We start from the raw sequence: 22,844 nt of genomic DNA on the forward strand, positions 1-22,844 counted from the left end.
AGAAGAAGAGCTCCTGAGAGAACAAAGATATTCATTCTCCCAGAAGCTCTTCTTCTGTTTATTTCTTATTTCTGACGACGGATCACACTAAAAAAACAGCGGAACGGATTCAAACTGCCTCTATAATCTATATCGCTCTCTTACCATGTGACCAGCTTCAACATTCTACAAATCGAAACATCCGCCTCCAATAAATTCCCTCAAAATCGAATTCTGCGGAACATACTCACTTCCGATCCCCACAAAATAATCCAGGAATTTGAGCAGTCTCTTCGCTTCCTGATATTCGGCGCAGTCCTTCTCAATTCCGAACAGGATCGGTTCTGCATAGGCTTTCAGAACTGCCAGCTCATAAAGAAGAGCTGAATTGAACATCACATCCGCGTCTTCCTGATACGGGAAAATATTGTTCTCTTCCCCTCTTCGCACCGACTGCCACATAGCGATCGTCTGCTTTGCCGAAGTACCTCTGGTTCTTGCATCACGCACCATCCGGCGGATCAGACGTCCATCTGTTGATGCGATCCGGTTATGCTCATCGATATTCAGCTGGGTCAGTGCACTGATATAGATCTTGAATTTATTTTCTTTTGGCAGATCATGGGTCAACGCATCATTCAGACAATGAATGCCTTCGATCACCAGAATATCCTGCTCACCAAGCTGCATATAATGTCCGTTATATTCCCGTTTTCCGGTCTTGAAATTGAACGTCGGAAGCTCAATCCGTTCTCCTGCAAGCAGCTTTTTCAGATCGTGATTAAAAAGTTCCACATCCAGTGCTTCCAAACACTCATAATTCGGCTTTCCTTCTGCGTCCAGCGGTGTATCCACACGGTTCTTAAAGTAATCATCCACCGAAATCGGATGCGGGACCAGACCGCTTACCCGGAGCTGGATGGAAAGCCGTCTGGAAAATGTAGTCTTTCCTGACGAAGAAGGACCGGCGATCAAGACAAACTTTTTCTGCGGATTTCCTGCAATCTGCTCTGCGATCTGCGCAATCTTCTTCTCCTGCATTGCCTCCTGTACCAGAAGCAGTTCCTTTGGATTGGCGCTGCCGCCTGTCACATAATCATTCAGTGCCCCTACCGTTTCAATTCCAAGCATATCACCGCCACGCGTAGATTCCTTCAGCACATGGAACAGCTTATTCTGAGGCTGAAACGGAGGTATCTTTTCCGGTTCAGCTGCCTCCGGCATCTGCACTACAAATCCCTCATCATATAAATATAATTTAAAATATTTCAGATAGCCGGTTGATGGAACCATATAGCCGTAATAGTAGTCCTCAAATTCATTGATACTGTAAATATTGACTGTAGACACTCTGCGATACCGGAACAAACGCTCTTTATCCTTCATACCGTACTTGCGGAACATTTCAACCGCTTCATCGGTATGAACCGATCTCTTCCGGATTGAAAGATCCATATCTGCCATTTCATGCATCCGTTCTTCAATCCTTGCAAGCAGTTTCTGATCCAGCTTCTGATCTCCTTTTATTGTACAATAATACCCTTTATCTACTGAAAAATGGATTCTCACCTGTTCTATCTTATCGTGTCCGATTGTATCATATACTGCCTTCACCAGCAGAAAACTTACACCACGGCGATAGGTAAGATTTCCAATTGTCTCGCCTGTCGTCACAAAATGGAGCGCACAGTCCTTTTTCAGCTTCTTTCCAAGCTCCTGAAGCTTTCCATTTACATATACAAGAACAATATCATGTGGGTATCTTTCCTGATATTCCCCGGCAATCTGCAGATATGTGGTTCCTGCCGGAAAACTTCTCTCTTCCCCGTCAATCTGTACTTTGTACATCTGCTGTTCCATATTTACCGCCTTCTTTCTGCCTTACGGCGCTTTGACAAATCTGTCTGTTTTCTCCCCGCTCCCAAACACCTTACGTCAAAACCCAGAATGGCTGCCGGATCTTTGCTGTCCGGATCTCTGCCTCTGGAAATTTCTCCCGGCAAAAATGTTCCATATCTGCAATAAAGATATGTTCCACGCCATAGTGTCCGGCATCAATTACTGCCATTTTTTGCGCAACCGCATCAATCCCCTCATGGTGATCAATGTCACCTGTCACCAGTACATCCACACCTTTTTCCAAAGATACGGAAATTGCGCTCTTCCCGGAGCCCGGAAAAACACCAAGGCGATGTACCTGCATATCCGGCTCTCCAAAAATTTTCACATTCGGAAGATCAAATGCTTTTTTTACCATTTCCGCACAGGATTTTAAATCCATCGGCTGTGCCAGATCAGCAACTCTTCCGATCCCAACCGGAACTTCGCCGGATTCTGAATGCATGCTTCCCGTCACTTCCAGAACCTCCGGTTCACTCAGTTCAAGTACCTTCCCAGCAAGCTCTGCCATTCCCATCACATCATAATTGGTATGCATCGCATAGTAAGAAATGTCATCCCGGATCAACTTCAGTACTCTTCTGCCAATAAAATCCTCGTCATTAATCTTTTTCATTGCTTTAAAGATCATCGGATGATGTGTGATCAGCATATCCGCGCCCCAGTCTGCTGCTTCTTCGATCACTTCATCCGTCGCATCCAGTGCAAGATAGATCCGCTTTACTTCTTTATCGCTTCTTCCGACCTGCAGTCCTACATTATCCCACTCCATAGCATAGTGCTTTGGAAAACGTGCTTCTATTTCTTTTATAATTTCTCTGCAAATCATCATTTTCCTCCTAAAAATACCGGTCAAGCAGGTCTTCTGCTCTCTTTATCATATGCAGAATCTCTGCACTTCTCTCCTTCGTGCGTTCACTCTCCTGCACCCGAAGCTTTTCATACACGCCCTGATTCACAGACAGTTCTTTTTTCAGATATTCTCCCATCACCGGGTGACCCTTCTCTAATAAATATTTTCCATATTCAAGCTCTTCTTCTGCTGCCGGAACACCTTCCGCATAAAGACCTTTCTGCTCTGTCGGGATCACCTTCATCATCGGATAGTATTTGCCATCCTCTTCCACCATGTCCTCTGCAACGATACGAAATCTATGTTCTTCCAGATAACGGCGGACTTTCGCAAGCTCTGACTGCGGCTGCAGGATCAGTTCCTTTAAGCTTCTGGTTTTTGCCGGATCCTCATTCAAAATATGTATGACAAGACCGCCGCCCATTCCGGCGGCGATCATTGTGTCAGCTTCTTCCATTTTCAAATTCACCAGACCATCAGAAAGACGGGTAACGATCTTCCCATCCAGTCCATGTTCAAGGATATGTGTATCCGCTCTCTCTAATGGTCCTTTGTTAATATCCATGGCAATTGCGGATGGAACCAGCCCGTTCTGTGTCAGATAGATTGGGATGTAAGCGTGATCTGTTCCCACATCCGCAAGACGCATTCCCGGTGTGACAAGATCCGCCACTGCCTGTAATCTTTTTGATAATTCAGCCATCTTCTTAATCCAAATAATCTCTTAATTTTCTGCTGCGGCTTGGATGACGAAGCTTGCGGAGTGCTTTTGCTTCAATCTGACGGATACGCTCACGGGTGACATCGAACTCTTTTCCGACCTCTTCCAGTGTACGTGCTCTTCCATCACTCATACCAAAACGCAGGCGGAGAACCTTCTGCTCTCTCTCTGTCAGTGTACTTAAAACTTCATCCAGCTGTTCTTTCAGAAGTGTCTGCGCTGCAGCTTCTGCCGGAACAGGTACATTGTCATCCTGGATAAAGTCGCCCAGGTGGCTGTCCTCTTCCTCACCGATCGGAGTCTCAAGAGAAACCGGTTCCTGGGAAATCTTTAAGATTTCACGCACACGGTCTACCGGCATGTCCAACTCTGCAGCGATCTCTTCCGGCGTAGGTTCACGTCCAAGCTCCTGCAGTAACTGTCTGGATACACGGATCAGTTTGTTGATCGTCTCTACCATATGAACCGGTATACGGATGGTTCTCGCCTGGTCAGCAATCGCACGTGTGATTGCCTGACGGATCCACCATGTTGCATAGGTACTGAACTTAAATCCCTTCTGATAATCAAACTTCTCTACCGCTTTGATAAGTCCAAGGTTTCCTTCCTGTATAAGATCCAGAAACAGCATACCACGTCCCACGTAACGCTTTGCAATGCTGACTACCAGTCGCAGGTTGGCTTCTGCAAGACGCTTTTTCGCTTCTTCATCACCATCTGCCATTCTCTTTGCCAGCTCAATCTCTTCTTCTGCTGAAAGAAGCGGAACCTTACCGATCTCCTTCAGATACATACGGACCGGATCTTCGATGCTGATTCCGTCCGGAACAGACAGGTCGATCTTCTCCATATCCACTTCGTCTTCATCCGAAAGCATGATCTCCAGATCATCATCATCCACATTGGAGTCGTCATTCATCTGAAGCACATCGATCCCATTGGCCTCCAGGTACTCAAATACCTTGTCCATCTGTGTCGGTTCCAGCTCCATATCCCGGAATGCATCATTGATTTCCTGAATTTCAAGAATGTTCTTCTTTTTCTTCGCAAGGGCAACCAGATTTTTTAATTTTTCCTGAAACTTTACTACGTTCTCTTCCATGTAGTGTCCTTCCTCTCATCGCTTGTTTATATTCTATCCCTAATTAATGGAAATATGCAGTTTATGAAGGTCCTGCACTGCCTTCTTCGCATTCATAAGCCTTTGCAGCCCCTGAATGTCTGTCGGATCCAGATTCCGGGTTGCGGTTTCGATACTGTACTCCTTTACCCGGAGAATCGTCTCCTTGATCGCTTTTTCCTGCTCTCCCGCAGTCGTCAGCTCTTTGATTCTCGTATTGAAAAGTGCTGCCACCGCGCGGTGTTCCTCTTCCTCTGTAAAATAATTCATGATCTGCGCAGGATTCAGTTCTCCTTTTGCATGCTGTTCATACAGAAGTTCAGCAACTTTCCGGTACAGCTCCACCGTAAAATCCTCTGGCGTAACATAACGGCTTACCTGATCAAACAGCTCTTCCCTGTCGATCAGCCAGGTAAGCAGAATCTTCTGTGACCGGATATGACCATCCTCTTTTGGCGTTTCCTGGCGGATCGTCTGTCTCGGCTTTGTGGCCGGAGCTGCCATTCCGCTCTGGACTGCTACCTTGACAACCAGCTTCTTAAGTTCTTCGTAGCCGACGTGATAAGTCTTTGCCACCGCTTCTATGTAATTATCACGTTCAATTTCTTCTTCAAAACGTGCCAGCCTTCTCGCCGCCTCTCTGAGGAATTCCGTCTTTCCTTCCGGTGCATTCAGGTCATAACCTTTTTCCAGCATCTCAAGACCGAACATAAAGCTGTTCCTTGCTTTCCTGATCCGCTCTTCAAATGCCTCAGCTCCAAGATTCTTGATGAATTCATCCGGATCCTTGTACGGTTCCATCCGGATCACGCGGGTCGTCACACCGGCCTCCCGAAGGATCGGAGCTGCCCGGAGTGCCGCTTTAGTTCCGGCTTCATCACTGTCATAGGTCAGATAGACTTCATTCACATACCGTTTGATCAATGCTGCATGTCCTGCTGTAAGTGCAGTTCCAAGTGACGCAACTGCATTGGTAAATCCCGCCTGATGGAGCGAAATTACATCCATATAGCCTTCACATACAATAAAATACGGCTTTCTTGATGTTCTCGCCCGGTGAAGTCCGTACAGATTCCGGCTCTTATCAAAGATCAGAGTCTCCGGTGAGTTCAGGTACTTTGGCTTCCCGTCGCCCATCACACGCCCGCCGAATCCGATCACACGGTTATTCACATCCATAATCGGAAACATGACACGGTTCCAGAATTTGTCGTAAACTCCGTGCTTTTCATCGACATTTACCAGACCGGCTTTGATGATCATCTCTTCACTATAACCCTTCATCTTCAGGTATCGAAACAGATCATCACTGTATTTGCTGGAATATCCAAGTCCAAATGCGGTGATCGTCTCCTGGCTCAACTGACGGTTCTGCAGATATTCTCTTGCCTGCCTTCCGCCCTCCGTCTTCAGCTGCGCATAATAATACTTGGCCGCCAGCTTGTTCATCTCAAGCAGCGCACTTCTCGTATCTGCTCTTTCTTTCGCTTCTTTTGAATATTCCTCTTGCGGAAGCTCCACACCGGCACGCTGTGCCAGAAACTTGAGTGCTTCTACAAAAGAATAATTCTCATACTCCATAATGAAGGTAAATACATTCCCTCCCGCTCCGCAGCCAAAGCAGTAATACATCTGCTTATCCCTGCTCACAGAAAAAGAAGGAGATTTCTCACTGTGAAACGGGCAAAGTCCGAAATACGAACTCCCCTGCTTCTTCAGCTTCACATATCCGGAAATCACATCTACGATATCATTTTTCGATCTTACTTCTTCTATAATCTCATCTGAATAATACATTATGTCCTACACCTTCCTGGCAGGGTTCGCGCACCTTGCGCAACCCCTACATAATATATATTCGACAAAACTTTTTTATTTCCTTTAAAATTTCCAAGATTGTGGAATAAAAATTTCTTCAAACTTTTTCACGGCAAAATTATCCGTCATTCCTGCTATGTAATCACACACTGCGATCTCCGGCATTTCCCCCTTCTGCAGCTGTTTCAGATACTGCTCCGGCATCTTTTCCATGTGCGTTTCATAATAAGAATACAGATCTTCGATCATTCGGATTGCTTTGTCCTCTTCGCCCTTTGCAAGTGGATTCTCATAAACATGGGTAAACATATATGCCCGCAGCTCCATCAATGCTTCACGGACTTCCTCTGACATGCAGATCTTCGGTTTGTCCATGCTGTTTACGATCACATCATGGGTAAGTGTGTTCAAACGCTCTCTTTTACTGTTGCCCAGAACTTTTCGCAGCTCTTTGGGCAGTTCCTCTTCATTCATGATCCCCGCCCTTACTGCGTCATCAATATCATGGTTCACATAAGCAATCTTATCAGACAGTCTGACGATCTGCCCTTCCAGTGTCGCAGGCATTCCCGCACTTTTGTGGTTTCGGATTCCATCGATCACTTCCCAGGTCAGGTTCAGTCCCTCCCCCTGTTTCTCCAACACCTCTACTACACGGACACTTTGTTCATTGTGTTTAAATCCACACGGACACACATTATTCAGAGCTCTCTCTCCTGCATGCCCAAACGGAGTATGCCCAAGATCATGCCCCAGTGCAATTGCCTCCACCAGATCTTCATTCAGCCTGAGCGCCTTTCCGATCGTCCGGGCGTTTTGCGATACTTCCAGCGTATGCGTCAGCCGTGTCCTGTAATGGTCTCCGATTGGTAGGAGAAACACCTGCGTCTTCTGCTTCATGCGCCGGAATGCCTTACTGTGCAGGATCCGATCTCTGTCCCTCTGAAAAACCGGTCGGATGTCACACTGTGGCTCATTTCTCTTTCTCCCCCGGGAAGCCATGCTTAATGTGGCACAGGGGCTTAGATATTCCTTTTCTCTTTCTTCCATCTGTTCCCTGATTGTCATTTTTTATTTTCTCTCTTCTTTCAGTCGTTTCTCGATTGCTTCTGTCACGCATTCAAGAACTTTAATACGTGCATAGTATTTATCATTTCCTTCCACTACGATCCACGGTGCATGTGGCATAGAAGTCTTTTCCAGCATTTCTTCTACCGCCACCTCATACTGATCCCATTTTTCCCGGTTTCTCCAGTCTTCATCGGTGATCTTCCACTGTTTTTTCGGATTTTCCTGTCTGGCTTTAAACCTTCTCGCCTGCTCATCCTTGTCAATCTGCATCCAGAATTTCAGCACGATTGCTCCTGCATTTACCAGATCCTGCTCCATGGCATTGATTTCCCCATAAGCTCTCTTCCATTCTTTTTCGGTGCAAAATCCTTCAATCCTCTCTACCATCACTCTTCCGTACCAGGTTCTGTCAAATATCGCAATATGACCGGCTTTCGGCATTGCACGCCAGAAACGCCACAGATAATGATGTGCTTTCTCTGTATCACTCGGTGACGCTGTCGGATTCACCACATATCCCCTCGGATCCATATGTGAAGTCAGACGTTTGATCGCACCACCTTTTCCTCCGGCATCCCACCCCTCAAAGCCAAGGACAACCGGGATTCTCCTGCGATAAAGCTCTCCATGCAGATGTTCCATCTTTTTCTGAAGCGCTTTTAAGCGTTCCTCATAAACCTCTTTTGGCATGGATTTGGAAAGATCCGTCTCTGCCAGAATGGATTCTGCTGTTTCCCTTTTCATTTCCGTTTTCTTTTCCAGACTGCCTTTTTCTTCCAGTTCCTTTCTTGCGACTGCTTCTTCCATTGCCTGGATCACCGCCTGATAAACAGCCACTTTGGCTTCTTTCTTCTTTGCAGCATTGATCACTGTCCACGGTGCGTAATCTGCATCCGTTTTCCGCAGCATCTCTTCATTGATTGCTTTATACTCTTTAAAATCATGGTTCCGCTTCAGATCGCCTTTGCTTACCCGCCATGCAGTATCCTTGGAAGCAAGCAGTTTCTCAAAGCGCTTTTTCTGTTCTTTCCGGTCAATCTTTAAAAACAGTTTGATGATCACCATTCCATCATCTGTCAGCTGTTTTTCAAACGCACGGATCGATGCAAAATCCTTTTCCAGCTCTTTTTCCGGTGTTTTTCCTTCAAAACGTTCAATCATAACTCTCCGGTACCAGCTGGTATCAAAAATCGCAATTCTTCCCTTTTCCGGGATCTTCGTCCAGAAACGCCACATAAAAGGATGCATCCATTCCTCTTCCGTTTCATTTTTTACCGCATATACTTTAAAGCCTCTTGGATCGAGTGCCTGGATCAGATTACCAATCTGAAGCCCTTTTCCTGCTGCTCCATAACCCTCAAACGCGATCATCACCGGGATTTTTTTCTCCCTGCACACTCTTTGCAGTTCTCCAAGCTGCTCTCCCAGTTCTTTTATATCCTTCATTTTTATATTTTTCTCCATAAAATGCCTCCATTTCACCAGTTTCTGCTCTTATTATCCCCAAATTCATTGATAAAACGCGCATTTAACGCATACAATTATATATCATATTACTATATTTTCTCATAATAAGAAAGTAAATTTGTAAAATCATTGAATTATTTATCTTTTCGATATTTTTTGTAATATATTGCGAATTAAAATTTCTTTTAATTTTTTGTTGACTTTGCGTTTGGAATATAGTATTATAGCTTTTGTCAGCGGCGAGCAGTTAAAAACAAAGCTCACTGAGTGATATGCGGAAGTGTCGGAACTGGCAGACGAGCAAGACTAAGGATCTTGTAGGCATTGCGCCTGTGTGGGTTCAAGTCCCATCTTCCGCATTCGGATTTATCCGAATCCGGTAATTAAATATTTTTGTGCGGAAGTGTCGGAACTGGCAGACGAGCAAGACTAAGGATCTTGTAAGCATTGCGCTTGTGTGGGTTCAAGTCCCATCTTCCGCATTATAAAAAGGGACCTCTGATTTTATCAGAGGTTCCTTTTTATAGTACCGAAGCGTGACCTGAACCCATGGTTCAGGTCTTCGCTTCGCTACGGTCGGCGCAGAGCATCCGTCCACCGGACGAACCTGGCCCCATCTTCCGCTTCCTTACCATTTATGCCTTTTTTTATTTACAAGATACAATACAATTCCACCTGCTACGATCACCATGGAGATCCACTGAGAGGTTGAGAACATCCAAGCTCCCCCTCTGTTATCATTTCTCAAAAACTCAACAAGAAATCTTCCCACACCATACAGCAGCATATATAAAAAGCCTACGTTTCCCGGTGTACCGTCTTTTTTATTCTTTCTATAATATAGAAGTAACACGATCATGATCAGGAAATCGCCCGCCGACGAAATAAGCTGTGTCGGGATCAGTTTTACACCTGCCGGAGCAAGCCCACCTTCCGGGAAGACCACACCAAATCTGGAGGTTGTCTCCCTTCCATAGCAGCATCCTGCAAGAAAACATCCGATTCTTCCAAATCCCTGTGCCATCGAAATACTTGCCACAGCGAGATCAAAATATTCCAGAAAATAAAGCTTCTTGATTCTGCAATATACAATTGCTGTCAGAAAACCGGCAATAATTCCACCATATACGACAAACCCTTCTGAACCGAGTACCGTCTTCGGATCCTTGATAAACGTCTTAAACTCCACGATCACATATAGAATTTTTGCACCTAAAAAACCGCCGATTACACCGTAAATTCCAATATCCACAATTGCTTCCTGATCCAGGCCATTCTTTTTTGCCCGATAAGAAGCCATTGCCACACAACAAAGGATACCGATTGCGATCATCAGTCCATATCCATGTATCGTAAACTTTCCTATTGAAAACAGATCAATTTTCACGCTTTTTTCTTCCTCCCTTTTATCAATCTATTTATCATTGTATGGATTATCCCTTCATTTGTCAATCTTATCCTTTTGGATACTATCTGCTATTTTGCCTCTTAATCCAGCAATGGGGCATGATTCAGAGAATCACCCCCCACGTTTAGAGCTATCATTAAATTGTTCTGCCTTACAGAAGATTCTTCATACTCTTCAGCCCAATTGCCAGAGTTGAAGTATTGTGTAAAAGTGCTGATGTCGTCGGCTGGATCACACCGGTTACTCCAAGTACGATCAGACCGGAATTGAATCCAACGATAAAACGGTAATTACTTTGAATCCTCTTCATCAGCCTATTGCTGAGACGTCTTAAGGTCACGATCTGTCCAAGATCATCTGCGCCTACCGTAATATCTGCAATCTCACGTGCAATCTCTGCGCCATTGCTGATCGCAATTCCCACATCTGCCGCAGAAAGCGCCGGAGAATCATTGATACCATCGCCGATCATAATAACTTTTCTTCCGGCTGCTTTTTCTTTTTCTACAAATGCAGCCTTATCTTCCGGCAGTACTTCTGAATAATATTCATCCACACCGACACGCTTTGCGATCGCCGAAGCTGTACGGTCGCTGTCACCTGTCATCATAACAATCTTTCCAAATCCTGTTTTCTTGAGCTCGGCAACTACTGTCTTCGCCTCTTCTCTCAATGGATCTTCAATACAGATCACTCCTGCAAGCTGATTCTCGATTGCAAGATACAGATGTGAATATTCTTCCGGAAGACTGTCAAATAACTCCTGTTTTCCTTCCGGAATTGTACATTTTTCATCTTCAAATACAAAATGAGAGCTTCCGATAATTACATTTCTATCATCAATCGTTGTAGAAATGCCATGTGCAACCACATACTCTACCTTGGAATGCATTTCCTCATGATCCAGATTTTTCTCTTTTGCTGCATTTACTACTGCTTTTGCCATAGAATGTGGAAAATGTTCTTCCAGACACGCTGCAATACGGAGCAGTTCATCCGGTGTTCTTCCATCAAAGGGAACCACATCCACCACGGTAGGTGTTGCTTTTGTAAGTGTACCAGTCTTGTCAAATACGATCGTATCTGCCTCTGCCACGGCTTCCAGATACTTTCCGCCCTTTACGGTAATATTGTAAAGGTTTGCTTCACGGATTGCAGACAGCACCGAAATCGGCATTGAAAGCTTAAGAGCACACGAAAAATCTACCATCAGGATTGAAAGGGCCTTTGTGACATTTCTCGTCAGCAGATAGGTAAGAGCTGTTCCACCAAGTGAATACGGTACAAGCCTGTCTGCAAGATGTTCTGCCTTGCTTTCTACTCCTGATTTTAACTTCTCAGATTCTTCAATCATCGTAACGATCTTATCAAAGCGGCTGTTTCCGCTTACCTGTTTGACTCCGACTGTGATCTCACCTTCTTCGACCACCGTTCCTGCATATGCATAGCTTCCAACCGTCTTGCGGACAGACACTGACTCTCCGGTAAGAGATGCCTGATTGATCATCGCTTCACCATCCACGATATCGCCGTCAAACGGAATCACAGTTCCCATACGAATCACAATCCGGTCTCCTGCTTTTATCTTGGATGCAGGAACCAGAACTTCCTGATCTTCTGTCTTCAGCCATACCTTACTTACGTTCAGAGACATGGTCCTTGCCAGGTCATCTACGGATTTCTTATGTGTCCACTCTTCCAGAATCTCACCGATTCCAAGCAGGAACATGACGGATCCGGCTGTACTGAAATCCCCACGTGCAACGGATACACCGATTGCAGTCGCATCCAGCACCGGAACCTCAATTTTGCGTGCCCACAGACACTTGATTCCCTTCCAGATATACTTCAGTGACATGACCGATGTATAGCATGCATTCAGTGGATACGGAAGGAACCATTTTCTTGCATAATGAAATACTACTTTATTGAACAGCTTTTCCTGATACTGCGCATTCACTTCACGACCGGAAGTTGCAAGTACGTCTGCCGGAACTTCCACTGTCTGATAGTGAAATTCCTGCAGAAGACGGATTACATCTTCTCTGTCGCCGGTATAATTAATGACTGCATCACAGGTTCTGTCATATACCTTTGCTAATTTGACTGATTCATTGCAGAGCAGATAATACTGTAATATATCAGCCTGTTCATATGTCATTCTTTTTTGAAAAAGCCGGACTCTCATCCGGCCTTTCATCTCATGTTTAATTATAAACTTCACGTTCAGGCGCCTCTTACTCTGTCACTTCGTTGAACTCTGTATTTTCAGCTTCTTCAGCCTCTGCTGCTGTATCTGCATCAGAAAATTCTTCCATTTCAGCAGCTCTTTCTTCGTTGATATTCTTAGCTTCAGCGTAAATATCCTCTGCATTTTCCTGGATATTTGTAGCTGTTTTCATAACACAGTCTTTTGCGCGAAGAACTGCTGCTGTACAATTTGTGTACACGTTCTTAGCATCCTTGCTTGAAAGCGCTTTGATTCCAGCTGTTCCAAAAAGAACTCCTGATGCAAAAATTCCAACCTTTTTCCAATTTACTTTAGTAATATCAAACATATCTATGTACCTCCTGTTTTTTCATTAACGCCTATTATATGACACGAATCTGAAAATTTCCAGTCTTTTTTTGCTTCTGATAAATTTTCTCACTTTTGCGTAAAATCAGTTTTGTCAAACTTTTTTTCATTATATCTGACACGAATTCGCTATTTTCACCTTAATTTTTACACAACTTTTCACAGTTATCTATATCCATATTTATATAGAAGAAACTCATTTCCCGGTATCTTAAAGAGACAGATACAACCACGGTACCTGCCTCCATATCCGAACCGTTCCGTTTCAGAACGTTTTTTTACAATGTTATGCTTCTTTGAGTGTGATGTTTCTCACATTCTGTCCACCCGAAAATCCACAGGCATCCAGACCAGTTTTAATTACTGCTGTCCATTTATCTTCCGGAAGATCAAGAACCGTTCCATCCTCCAGTTCGACCATGCATTCCATCTTATTGCCCTCATCCGAAATACGATACATATTCTTGCGGCTGATCGCTCCGATCTGTTCCAGCGTATTGACCATACGGTATACCGTCGCCGGTCCGATACTCGGATCCTTCAGAGACGCCTGATAATAAATTTCCTTGCAGCAATTACATTTCCCTTCCAAAATAACATCGATCAGCATGAGCCGCTGCTTCGTAACCCTACAGCCACTTCTTTTCAGCTGCTCGATTATTCTTTCTTTCGCGTCCATGATAGCCCCTTTCCATCCTGTCTCCTGTTAGGCTCTGATATCAACTACCTTAAATCCTGCTTCCTCGACAGCTTTTTTCAGATCATCATCATCAATTTCTCTGTCATAGCTTACAACTGCTTCTTCTTTTTTGAGATTCACCTTTGCAGATGCACCTTCGATTTTATCGATTGCTTCCGTTACACTTTTTACACAATGCTCACAATGCATACCGGAAATCTTCACCGTCTTTTTATCGATTGCCGGATGATCCAGCACCTTTTCTTCAATCTCTGTCTTGATCAGTCCAGATCCACCACCACAGCAAGGGCTTTCCCCTTTAAAATGTTTAAGCGTACCCTTTAATGCAAAAATAAGAAGTACGATCACGATCAGAACAATAATTGCATCAACCATCTTATTCCTCATCCTTCCGGCGTTCACGCCATTTCTTTATCCATAAAACCAACTGATATATACTGACTCCTACAAGATAAATGATCAAGAATGCTCCGAATGCATAGAACATAGAGCCTGTTGAACTTCCCATATGCCTTCCGCCTTTCAGTCTTTCTTCTTTGGTGCGGTTTTTCCACTACATCCGCTACACGAACTGCAGTTACCGCTGCATCCAGCACAACCGACCGGTTTTCCTTCTTTATGGTTTTTATAACCTTTGTAAATCAGATAAATACAATATGCTGCGATCAGTGCCACTATCACAATATTTGCGATCATAACCTTCACCTTGTCTTTCTTTTATACTGGAAGCCGGACACAGGCTTCTGCATCCGGCTTCCGCCTTAAAGTTCTTATAAATCTTATGCGTTTACAGAACGTTTTGAATAAACTTTCTGATTTTTATACGGATCTGGTCTGAACAGCATGAAAAGGATTGCGATAAGGAAAAGGAATCCAACTGCTGTACCAACTCCGAATGCTCCGCCTGTTACGAATGAACCGATCTGATATACACAGAGGCATACAATGTAAGCGAAGATGTTCTGGAAGAGAATTGCGAACCAGAACCATTTTCTTGACTGCATCTGCTGTGCCATTGTAGCAATTGCTGCAAGGCAAGGAGAATCAAGAAGGTTGAACATCAGGAATGTAAATGCTGCAATTGAGCTTGGGAACCAAGATGCAACACCAGCTGCTACGTTGACTGCATCTTCTGTATCACCAGATACATTTGCAAGTACACCCATTGTTGAAACAATTGCTTCTTTTGCTGTAAATCCAGAGATAGAAGCTGCTACCGGCTGCCACTCGCCAAATCCAAGTGGTGCAAAGAGCGGTGCGATCACGCCACCAATCATTGCCATAAGACTGTCTGCGCTGTCTTCTACCATGCCAAAGCTTCCGTCTACAAATCCGAATCCGCCAAGGAACCACATTACGACGCAGGCAAGGAACAGGATTGTTCCGGCTTTGATGATGAAGCCTTTCAGTCTTTCCCATACATGAAGGAGAACTGTCTTAGCCTGTGGAATATGGTACTGTGGAAGTTCCATTACGAACGGTGCCGGTTTTCCTGAGAACGGTTTTGTCTTCTTCAGGATGATCGCAGCCACAAGTACTGCAACGATTCCAATGAAATACATAAGCGGTGCGATAAATGAACTTTCCTGATATCCTGCTACTTCACCGGAAATAACACCACCCATCAGAGCGATAACCGGAAGCTTAGCTCCACACGGGATAAAAGTTGCTGTCATAATTGTAAGACGTCTGTCATTATCCTGTTCAATAGTCTTAGAAGCCATGATTCCAGGAATACCGCAGCCTGATGAAATCAGAAGCGGGATAAAGCTCTTTCCCGAAAGTCCGAAATGTCTGAACACACGGTCCATGACGAATGCGATACGAACCATGTATCCACAGTCTTCAAGGATAGACAAGAAAAGGAACAGAATCGCCATCTGTGGAACGAAACCAAGAACGGCTCCAAGACCACCGATGATACCATCAACAACAAGTCCCATAACCATGTCACCGGCACCGATCGCTGAAAGTGCGCTTGTTGCTGCATCCTGAATTGCTACTACAAATACATCATTTGTCCAATCTGTTACAAAGGTACCGACTGTCGTTACAGAAACATAATATACGATCCACATTACCAGCATAAAGATCGGGATTCCGAGGAACCGGTTCGTAACGATACGGTCGATCTTATCAGAAGTTGTAAGTTTTTCTTTTCCCTTCTGAACAGTTGTTGAAACAATCTTCTGGATGAATTTGTAACGTTCGTCTGTTACAATGCTTTCCATATCATCGTCATGTTTCTTTTCAAGAGCTCTTCTCTGTGCTTCCACCGTCTGGGCTGCCGCACCGGAAAGTTTCATGCTCTCTACTACCTTGCTGTCGTTCTCAAGGAATTTAACAGCGTACCATCTCTTCTTCTCTTCTGAAACAGAACTCGGAAGAACGCTCTTAACTTCTGCTACAGCACCTTCCAGCTCTTCTGAGAAGATATCTTTCGGAAGATCGATTTCTGACTTCTTAGCAACTTTTACTGCTTCATCGATCAGTTTGTCAAGTCCTTCACCTTTCAGCGCAGATGTCTCGATAATCGGACAGTCAAGTAGCATTGAAAGTCTCTTCACATCAATCTTGATTCCTCTCTTCGCAAGAAGATCTGCCATGTTCAGTGCAATAACAACCGGAACGCCTGTCTCGATCAGCTGAGTTGTCAGATACAGGTTACGTTCAATATTGGTTGCATCCACCAAATCAATGATCACATCCGGATTTTCTTTCAGCACATAGTCACGGCTGACGACCTCTTCCAGTGTATATGGAGACATTGAATAGATACCCGGAAGGTCAGTTACGATAACTTCTTCCTTTGTCTTCTTACTTTTTAGTTTACCCTCTTTTTTCTCTACAGTAACCCCTGGCCAGTTACCAACATACTGGTTGGCTCCTGTGAGCGCGTTAAACATGGTAGTTTTACCGCAGTTCGGGTTTCCGGCAAGTGCAATTTTAATTGCCATTCCTTTTTACCTCCTTGTTGTACTACTCTCATGCATAATTATGTATATGCTATTTTACCTGCACACACTGTGCATCATCTTTTCTTACTGTAAGTTCATATCCTCTTACAGTAATCTCAACAGGATCACCGAGAGGCGCAACTTTTCTGATGTACAGCTCGCTTCCTTTTGTTATGCCCATGTCCATAATACGGCGTTTGTAAGCTCCGTCTCCTTCAATCCTGGTCACAACAACAGTGCTTCCAACCTTTGCATCACCTAAAGTCATTGTCGTATCTCCTTTCCTTTAAGCTTCGTAATACAGAATATATATGCAGCGGACCCATCGACCAGCCAGAGGCTAGATCATGATATGCCGCGCCATATCAGAATTAACCGCAACACGTGAATCCTTGATGTTCACGATCACATTACCACCGATTGCAGAAACAACTGTAATCTCTGCACCTGCTACAAATCCGAGATTCGCAAGGAATCGCCTTGTTTCTTCATTTCCACCAATTCTCTTGATCTCATTTACTTCACCAATATTCGCCATCGTTAAAGGCATAATCCCTACCTCCTGTTCTTTTGCGTATTTGGAATTTTGAATGATAATTTTTTTCATTACCAACTTTTGTTCATTAGTTAGTATATGCTAACATTTGTGTGTTGTCAAGCATTTTTTTAAGTTTTGTTAAACCATTGTTTTCTGTTACTCATTTTTGCCATTTATCACTTACTTATAATAGTTATAGCTTCTACTTTTTGCACAAAAGAGCATTTACAGAACAATATTATTTGAAAAAAAATACAATCCATGGTATCCTATTAGATATAAGAATAAATAGTGAGGTGACCGGAATAAATGGCTAAAAATGAATCTTCCGAAAATTATCTTGAAGCAATATTGATGTTAAGTAAAAAATTACCTGTCGTACGTTCCGTAGATATTGCCAACGAACTTGGTTTCAAAAAATCAAGCGTCAGCATCGCCATGAAGAAACTTCGTCAGGAGAATCATATTACCGTAACAGATGCAGGTTTTATCTATCTTACCGATTCAGGAAAAGAGATCGCGAACATGATCTATGAACGGCATGAATTTATTTCAAAATGGCTGATCGAACTCGGTGTCCCAGAAGAAATTGCTACAGATGATGCCTGCCAGATGGAGCACGTGATCAGCAGAGAAAGCTTTAACGCAATCAAAGAATATGTACGAACACATTAGTAAATGCGTCAGAAAAGGCCGAAAAGTTTATAACTTTTCAGCCTTTTTCTTTGCCCTTTTGCAGACTCTACAGATTTACCGCAACATATTTCATATGCTGTTTTCCGTAATGAAATTGCTTTACTGATATTATTCATCAAGGATCTGTCCGTCAAGCGATAAGGTCACGACCTGCCACGGAATAAATTTACCGCTTTCCTGAAGCGCTTTCTTAGCCGCCAGCTCAAGTCCGCCACAACAAGGTACTTCCATCCGCACAATCGTCACACTCTTAATATTATTGTTCTTAATAATCTCCGTCAGCTTCTCCGAATAATCCACATTATCCAGTTTTGGACATCCAATCAAAGTCACATGCCCTTTGATAAAACGATTGTGAAAATCTCCATAAGCATAGGCACTGCAATCTGCAGCGATCAGAAGCTTCGCCCCGTCAAAATATGGTGCATTCACCGGTGCAAGCTTAATCTGTACCGGCCACTGGGAAAGCATACTCTTATTCACGCTTTTCGCCGTCTCCCTTCCTTCCTCTTCGCTCTCTGCATTCTGCATACTCTCCTCTCTGTTCATCATACGCATGCGGGTTCCAGGACATCCCCCTGCAAATAGTTTTACCGGTGCTTTAGGTCCTTCTCCCGCATTCTGCTTTGCAGCCTCTTCCTGCTGCTTTTTAAGCATATTCTGCTTCACAGCCTCCGCATCATAAGCCGCCGCCTCACGCTCTACAAAATGAATGGCATCCACCGGACAATTCGGCAGACAGTCTCCCAGCCCGTCGCAATAATCATCTCTCATCAGCTTTGCTTTCCCATTTACCATAGAAATAGCCCCCTCATGGCAGGCCTTTGCACAAGCTCCACACCCGTTACACTTTTCCTCATCTATCTGAATAATTCTACGAATCATATTCCTTTATATCCTCCTATTCAAAAAATTTGTATTCCTTTAACTTTACCAGCTTATTTTAGCTTACAACCGCATTCTATTCTGTTGTTATAACAACAATCCACGTAAAAAAACCTTGCGGATTCTCTCCACAAGGTTTTCCCTCTTCTCTCAAACTCTATACGAAATCGTCTGATTTAATTATGCAAGTGCCTTTTTAGCAACTTCAGCTACAGCTGCGAAGCCAGCTGCATCATTAACTGCCATTTCAGCGAGCATCTTTCTGTTCATATCTACACCGGCAACTTTAAGTCCGTGCATAAGCTTGCTGTAAGAAAGACCATTCATTCTTGCAGCTGCGTTGATACGAGCGATCCAAAGCTGACGCATCTGACGTTTTTTCTGCTTTCTTCCTGCGTATGCTGATGTAAGGGCTCTCATTACAGACTGTTTTGCAATTCTGTACTGTTTAGAGCGAGCTCCTCTGTATCCTTTAGCCAGTTTTAAAGTTCTATTGTGTTTCTTCTTAGCGTTCATTCCGCCTTTAATTCTTGCCATTACTTAATCCTCCTTCTATCTTTCCTGCCAAATCTTAGAGATATGGTAAAACTTTCTTCATGTTCTTTACATTTGTAGAATCTGTGATAGTTGACTGTCTAAGATTTCTTTTTCTCTTAGTAGACTTCTTTGTTAAGATATGGCTCTTGTAAGCTTTGTTTCTTTTAAGTTTACCTGTAGCTGTTGTTTTGAAGCGCTTTGCAGCAGCTCTATTTGTTTTAATTTTTGGCATGATGTTTTCCTCCTTAATATAGATAATTTATTTTTAACGTTTTTCAGTTAAAACCATGCTCAGGCTTCTGCCTTCAAGTTTTGCCGGCTTTTCAATGACAGCAACATCTTTCATCTTCTCAGCAAAATCGTCAAGAATATGTTTACTCTGCTGCATATGAGCCATCTCTCTACCGCGGAAACGAAGTGTAACCTTTACTTTATTTCCTTTTGAGATAAATTTTCTAGCATTATTCATCTTCGTGTTCAGGTCGTTGGTGTCAATATTTGGTGAAAGACGCACTTCCTTAACCTCGACAGTTCTCTGTTTTTTCTTTGCTTCTTTTTCTTTTCTTGCCTGTTCGTATCTGTACTTACCATAATCGATAATCTTACAAACCGGCGGTTTCGCTGTCGGAGCGATTTTAACCAGATCCAGTTCCGCTTCCTGTGCCAGCTTCATAGCCTCTCTTGCTGACATTATTCCTAACTGTTCCCCACTCTCGCTAACCACGCGTACCTCTCTGTCGCGGATTTGTTCGTTAATCATTAAATCGCTAATTGTTGTGCACCTCCAATAAATAAAAAAATAGTGAATAGCTGCAGACTATCCACTATCTATTGCATACAATACTTATATCCGGTATTATAAATTCAATATCAAACCGTTAGTCGCCTGATTGCGCTAAGGTGAGAGTGGATACTCTTCTTTGTTGTTCGCTTTACGCAAGTTATAATTTACCACAGATTTTATATGGTGTCAACACTTTTTTTATTTTTTTATGAACCAGCCAATCTTCACTTAATTTCTAACAATCTTTATTTTTCGGACTTAAACCTACTCAATCCCTGTCACTTTGTAATCTTTGTCTTCAACAGCTTTTTTCAGTACCTCATCGGCTACTTCTGCCGCAAGTGTTACTACCGCTGTTCCATTTTCATGGCTTACTTCTGCCGCCTCTACTCCTTCGATTGCTTCCAGAGTTTTCTTTACGGTTGCCTCACAGTGTCCACACATCATACCTTCGATTTTCATTGTTTTTGTCATTGTCTTTTCCTCCTCTATTTCTTTGACTTTTGACTTTATCTTCTTATCTGTGCTGGCATCATACATTTTAAACCAGTTCAGACGAAGTGCATTGGTTACGACACAGAAGCTTGAAAGACTCATAGCTGCTGCGCCAAACATCGGATTTAATTTCCATCCGAAGATTGGATACCAGATACCTGCTGCAAGCGGGATTCCGATCACATTGTAGAAGAATGCCCAGAACAGGTTCTCATGGATATTTCTTAAAGTTGCTTTACTCATACGAATGGCTGCCGGTACATCACTTAAACGGCTTTTCATCAGAACAACGTCTGCTGCATCGATCGCGATATCGGTTCCTGCACCAATCGCAATTCCCATATCGGCTCTGGTAAGTGCCGGCGCGTCATTGATTCCGTCACCAACCATGGCAACTTTTCCTTTTTTCTTTAATTTCCGGATAACGGCTTCTTTTCCGTCCGGAAGAACGTCTGCGATGACTTCATCTACACCCGCCTGACGTCCGATCGCTTTTGCGGTTCTCTCATTGTCGCCGGTCAGCATTACCACATGGATTCCCATATTCTGCAGTTCTTTGACTGCCTTTGGACTGTCCTCTTTGATGACGTCTGCTACCGCAATGATTCCGATCAGCTGATCTTCTTTCGCAAAGAACAAAGGTGTCTTTCCTTCTGCCGCCAGATCTTCTGCCTTTTTCAGCATTCCTGCATCCACAGAAGTCTTTGTCTGGATAAATTTCTTATTTCCACCATAAATCGTCTTTCCTGCAAGAACTGCGGAAAGTCCGTTTCCAGGTACTGCCTGGAAGTCTTCTACTTCCTCTGCATCCAGTCTGCGCTCTTGGGCTTCCTGTAAAATTGCATGTGCCAGTGGGTGCTCGCTCTTTCTTTCCAGTGCATAAGCAAATCCCAAAAGTTCTTCCTCCGAGATACCCTCTGCCGGTATCATATCCGTTACTTTCGGTTCCCCGCTTGTGATGGTTCCGGTCTTATCCAAAGCTACGATCTGCATTTTACCGGTCTCTTCCAGAGATACCGCCGTCTTGAACATGATTCCGTTCTTTGCACCCATTCCGTTACCTACCATAATGGCAACCGGTGTCGCAAGTCCCAGTGCACAAGGGCAGCTGATAACGAGTACGGAAATACCTCTTGCCAGTGCGAATCCAACACTCTGACCTGCGATCAACCATACGATAATTGTAATCACTGCAATCGTAATAACCGCCGGCACAAATATCCCGGATACACGGTCTGCAATCTTTGCGATCGGTGCTTTGGTTGCCGCCGCATCACTGACCATCTGAATGATCTGTGAAAGTGTGGTATCTTCCCCAACTCTGGTTGCCTCGCATTTGAGGAAACCGGACTGATTCATGGTTGCTGCCGATACCTTGTCACCTTCTGCTTTGTCAACCGGAATACTCTCTCCGGTAAGTGCTGCTTCATTGACTGCACTGGTTCCTTCCAGCACGATACCGTCTACCGGTATATTTTCACCCGGTCTTACTACAAAGATATCGCCTTTTTTCACCTGGTCGATGGGAACCTCTGTCTCCACACCATTTTTCAGGACAACAGCTGTCTTCGGAGCCAGCTTCATCAGACTCTTTAATGCATCTGTTGTCTTTCCTTTGGAATGCGCTTCCAGCATCTTTCCGACTGTGATAAGCGTCAGGATCATGGCTGCTGATTCAAAATAGAACTCATGCATATAAGACATGACGCCTTCCATATCCATCTTCACCTGTGCATCTGTCATTGCAAACAATGCATAGGTGCTGTATACAAAGGATGCCCCTGATCCCAGTGCAACCAGGGTATCCATGTTCGGCGCACCATGAAGGAGTCCCTTAAATCCATTGATGAAGAACTTCTGGTTGATCACCATGATAATTCCGGTAAATAACAGCTGGATCAGTCCCATTGCTACATGATTGTCAGCCAGAAATCTTGGCAGTGGCCAGTTCCACATCATATGACCCATGGAAATGTACATCAGTGGAATCAGAAAACACAGTGATGCGATCAGACGACGCTTCATAATCGGTGTCTCCCTGTCTTTCAGGGCATCCTCATCCATTGCTGCGCCTTTTTTGGCTCCTGCATCTGCTCCTTTTACCGAAGCACCGTATCCTGCTGCCTCAACAGCCGCAATGATCTCCGACTGGGATGCGGTTCCTTCTACTCCCATGGAATTCGTCAGAAGACTGACCGAACAGCTGGTAACTCCCGATACCTTCGATACTGCCTTTTCCACTCTGCTGCTGCATGCCGCACAGCTCATTCCTGTTACTGTATATTGTTCCACAAAAATCCACCTCACTTTTTGGCTTTATCTTCCATTTTTATATTGT

Annotated in this window: 23 protein-coding genes and 2 tRNA genes; 3 read left to right on the forward strand and 22 right to left on the reverse strand. The window is 43.9% G+C overall.

Going from position 1 to position 22,844, the window contains the following annotated elements; all coding sequences use genetic code 11:
- Nucleotides 1-165: 165 nt before the first annotated feature.
- The 7 genes from NQ556_RS10265 to pap form a co-directional block, all read right to left on the reverse strand.
- Entirely contained in the window at nucleotides 166-1,839 is a 1,674-nt protein-coding gene (locus tag NQ556_RS10265; protein ID WP_008374896.1) for a nucleoside kinase, read from the reverse strand.
- Between the two features lie 70 nt (nucleotides 1,840-1,909).
- Nucleotides 1,910-2,707, reverse strand: a complete 798-nt coding sequence (locus NQ556_RS10270) for a Nif3-like dinuclear metal center hexameric protein (protein WP_044999230.1) — start codon at nucleotides 2,705-2,707, stop codon at nucleotides 1,910-1,912.
- A 10-nt stretch (nucleotides 2,708-2,717) separates the two neighbouring features.
- The gene (locus NQ556_RS10275; protein ID WP_022220525.1) at nucleotides 2,718-3,434 is read right to left on the reverse strand and encodes a tRNA (adenine(22)-N(1))-methyltransferase; all 717 of its coding nucleotides are present in this window, start codon (nucleotides 3,432-3,434) and stop codon (nucleotides 2,718-2,720) included.
- Nucleotides 3,435-3,438: 4 nt separating this feature from the next.
- Nucleotides 3,439-4,554 (reverse strand): RNA polymerase sigma factor RpoD, encoded by a 1,116-nt coding sequence (gene rpoD / locus NQ556_RS10280; protein ID WP_008374891.1) that lies wholly within the window; start codon nucleotides 4,552-4,554, stop codon nucleotides 3,439-3,441.
- A gap of 39 nt (nucleotides 4,555-4,593) precedes the next feature.
- Nucleotides 4,594-6,369, reverse strand: coding sequence for a DNA primase (dnaG, locus tag NQ556_RS10285; RefSeq protein WP_022220526.1), 1,776 nt, complete (start codon nucleotides 6,367-6,369; stop codon nucleotides 4,594-4,596).
- 84 nt (nucleotides 6,370-6,453) lie between these two features.
- A complete protein-coding gene (locus tag NQ556_RS10290; protein ID WP_008374884.1) occupies nucleotides 6,454-7,458 on the reverse strand; it encodes a deoxyguanosinetriphosphate triphosphohydrolase in 1,005 nt (334 codons plus the stop codon).
- Between the two features lie 3 nt (nucleotides 7,459-7,461).
- Nucleotides 7,462-8,925 carry a polyphosphate:AMP phosphotransferase gene (gene pap / locus NQ556_RS10295; RefSeq protein WP_008374882.1) on the reverse strand — a complete coding sequence of 488 codons (1,464 nt, stop codon included), beginning with the start codon at nucleotides 8,923-8,925 and terminating at the stop codon, nucleotides 7,462-7,464.
- Between the two features lie 277 nt (nucleotides 8,926-9,202).
- Between pap and NQ556_RS10300 the strand changes: the two genes are divergently transcribed.
- Nucleotides 9,203-9,287: transfer RNA gene (locus NQ556_RS10300), tRNA-Leu, on the forward strand.
- Between the two features lie 38 nt (nucleotides 9,288-9,325).
- Nucleotides 9,326-9,410, forward strand: a tRNA-Leu gene (locus NQ556_RS10305).
- Nucleotides 9,411-9,556: 146 nt separating this feature from the next.
- On the opposite strand, the gene NQ556_RS10310 is transcribed toward NQ556_RS10305, so the two are convergent.
- The 10 genes from NQ556_RS10310 to NQ556_RS10355 all read right to left on the reverse strand — a co-directional run bounded on the left by NQ556_RS10310 (nucleotide 9,557) and on the right by NQ556_RS10355 (nucleotide 17,121).
- Nucleotides 9,557-10,315: a prolipoprotein diacylglyceryl transferase gene (locus tag NQ556_RS10310; protein WP_008374876.1), complete on the reverse strand. Its 759-nt coding sequence runs from the start codon at nucleotides 10,313-10,315 to the stop codon at nucleotides 9,557-9,559.
- A gap of 172 nt (nucleotides 10,316-10,487) precedes the next feature.
- Entirely contained in the window at nucleotides 10,488-12,560 is a 2,073-nt protein-coding gene (locus tag NQ556_RS10315) for a heavy metal translocating P-type ATPase (RefSeq protein WP_243426646.1), read from the reverse strand.
- Between the two features lie 13 nt (nucleotides 12,561-12,573).
- Nucleotides 12,574-12,894 (reverse strand): DUF6110 family protein, encoded by a 321-nt coding sequence (locus NQ556_RS10320; protein ID WP_008374872.1) that lies wholly within the window; start codon nucleotides 12,892-12,894, stop codon nucleotides 12,574-12,576.
- Nucleotides 12,895-13,200: 306 nt separating this feature from the next.
- Nucleotides 13,201-13,593 (reverse strand): Fur family transcriptional regulator, encoded by a 393-nt coding sequence (locus NQ556_RS10325; protein ID WP_008374870.1) that lies wholly within the window; start codon nucleotides 13,591-13,593, stop codon nucleotides 13,201-13,203.
- Between the two features lie 27 nt (nucleotides 13,594-13,620).
- Nucleotides 13,621-13,989 carry a heavy-metal-associated domain-containing protein gene (locus NQ556_RS10330; RefSeq protein ID WP_022220529.1) on the reverse strand — a complete coding sequence of 123 codons (369 nt, stop codon included), beginning with the start codon at nucleotides 13,987-13,989 and terminating at the stop codon, nucleotides 13,621-13,623.
- A gap of 1 nt (nucleotide 13,990) precedes the next feature.
- Nucleotides 13,991-14,122: a hypothetical protein gene (locus NQ556_RS10335; protein ID WP_008374867.1), complete on the reverse strand. Its 132-nt coding sequence runs from the start codon at nucleotides 14,120-14,122 to the stop codon at nucleotides 13,991-13,993.
- Nucleotides 14,123-14,136: 14 nt separating this feature from the next.
- On the reverse strand, nucleotides 14,137-14,310 hold the full coding sequence (locus tag NQ556_RS10340; protein ID WP_022220530.1) for a FeoB-associated Cys-rich membrane protein: 174 nt from the start codon (nucleotides 14,308-14,310) through the stop codon (nucleotides 14,137-14,139).
- Nucleotides 14,311-14,393: 83 nt separating this feature from the next.
- Complete coding sequence (feoB, locus tag NQ556_RS10345; protein ID WP_008374864.1) at nucleotides 14,394-16,571, reverse strand: ferrous iron transport protein B; 2,178 nt, start codon at nucleotides 16,569-16,571, stop codon at nucleotides 14,394-14,396.
- A gap of 49 nt (nucleotides 16,572-16,620) precedes the next feature.
- Nucleotides 16,621-16,839 carry a FeoA family protein gene (locus NQ556_RS10350; RefSeq protein WP_008374862.1) on the reverse strand — a complete coding sequence of 73 codons (219 nt, stop codon included), beginning with the start codon at nucleotides 16,837-16,839 and terminating at the stop codon, nucleotides 16,621-16,623.
- A gap of 72 nt (nucleotides 16,840-16,911) precedes the next feature.
- Complete coding sequence (locus NQ556_RS10355) at nucleotides 16,912-17,121, reverse strand: FeoA family protein (protein ID WP_022220531.1); 210 nt, start codon at nucleotides 17,119-17,121, stop codon at nucleotides 16,912-16,914.
- Between the two features lie 297 nt (nucleotides 17,122-17,418).
- Between NQ556_RS10355 and NQ556_RS10360 the strand changes: the two genes are divergently transcribed.
- Nucleotides 17,419-17,784, forward strand: coding sequence for a metal-dependent transcriptional regulator (locus tag NQ556_RS10360; RefSeq protein WP_008374860.1), 366 nt, complete (start codon nucleotides 17,419-17,421; stop codon nucleotides 17,782-17,784).
- 129 nt (nucleotides 17,785-17,913) lie between these two features.
- On the opposite strand, the gene NQ556_RS10365 is transcribed toward NQ556_RS10360, so the two are convergent.
- The 5 genes from NQ556_RS10365 to NQ556_RS10385 all read right to left on the reverse strand — a co-directional run bounded on the left by NQ556_RS10365 (nucleotide 17,914) and on the right by NQ556_RS10385 (nucleotide 22,798).
- Nucleotides 17,914-18,690, reverse strand: coding sequence for an ATP-binding protein (locus NQ556_RS10365; RefSeq protein WP_008374856.1), 777 nt, complete (start codon nucleotides 18,688-18,690; stop codon nucleotides 17,914-17,916).
- A gap of 180 nt (nucleotides 18,691-18,870) precedes the next feature.
- Nucleotides 18,871-19,227 carry a 50S ribosomal protein L20 gene (gene rplT / locus NQ556_RS10370; protein WP_008374854.1) on the reverse strand — a complete coding sequence of 119 codons (357 nt, stop codon included), beginning with the start codon at nucleotides 19,225-19,227 and terminating at the stop codon, nucleotides 18,871-18,873.
- Nucleotides 19,228-19,261: 34 nt separating this feature from the next.
- Complete coding sequence (gene rpmI, locus NQ556_RS10375) at nucleotides 19,262-19,459, reverse strand: 50S ribosomal protein L35 (protein WP_022220532.1); 198 nt, start codon at nucleotides 19,457-19,459, stop codon at nucleotides 19,262-19,264.
- Nucleotides 19,460-19,492: 33 nt separating this feature from the next.
- Complete coding sequence (infC, locus tag NQ556_RS10380) at nucleotides 19,493-19,987, reverse strand: translation initiation factor IF-3 (RefSeq protein ID WP_008374852.1); 495 nt, start codon at nucleotides 19,985-19,987, stop codon at nucleotides 19,493-19,495.
- A gap of 288 nt (nucleotides 19,988-20,275) precedes the next feature.
- The gene (locus NQ556_RS10385) at nucleotides 20,276-22,798 is read right to left on the reverse strand and encodes a heavy metal translocating P-type ATPase (protein ID WP_022220534.1); all 2,523 of its coding nucleotides are present in this window, start codon (nucleotides 22,796-22,798) and stop codon (nucleotides 20,276-20,278) included.
- Nucleotides 22,799-22,844: the final 46 nt, after the last annotated feature.

This window comes from Coprococcus comes ATCC 27758 (genome assembly GCF_025149785.1).
Taxonomy (GTDB): Bacteria; Bacillota; Clostridia; order Lachnospirales; family Lachnospiraceae; genus Allocoprococcus; species Allocoprococcus comes.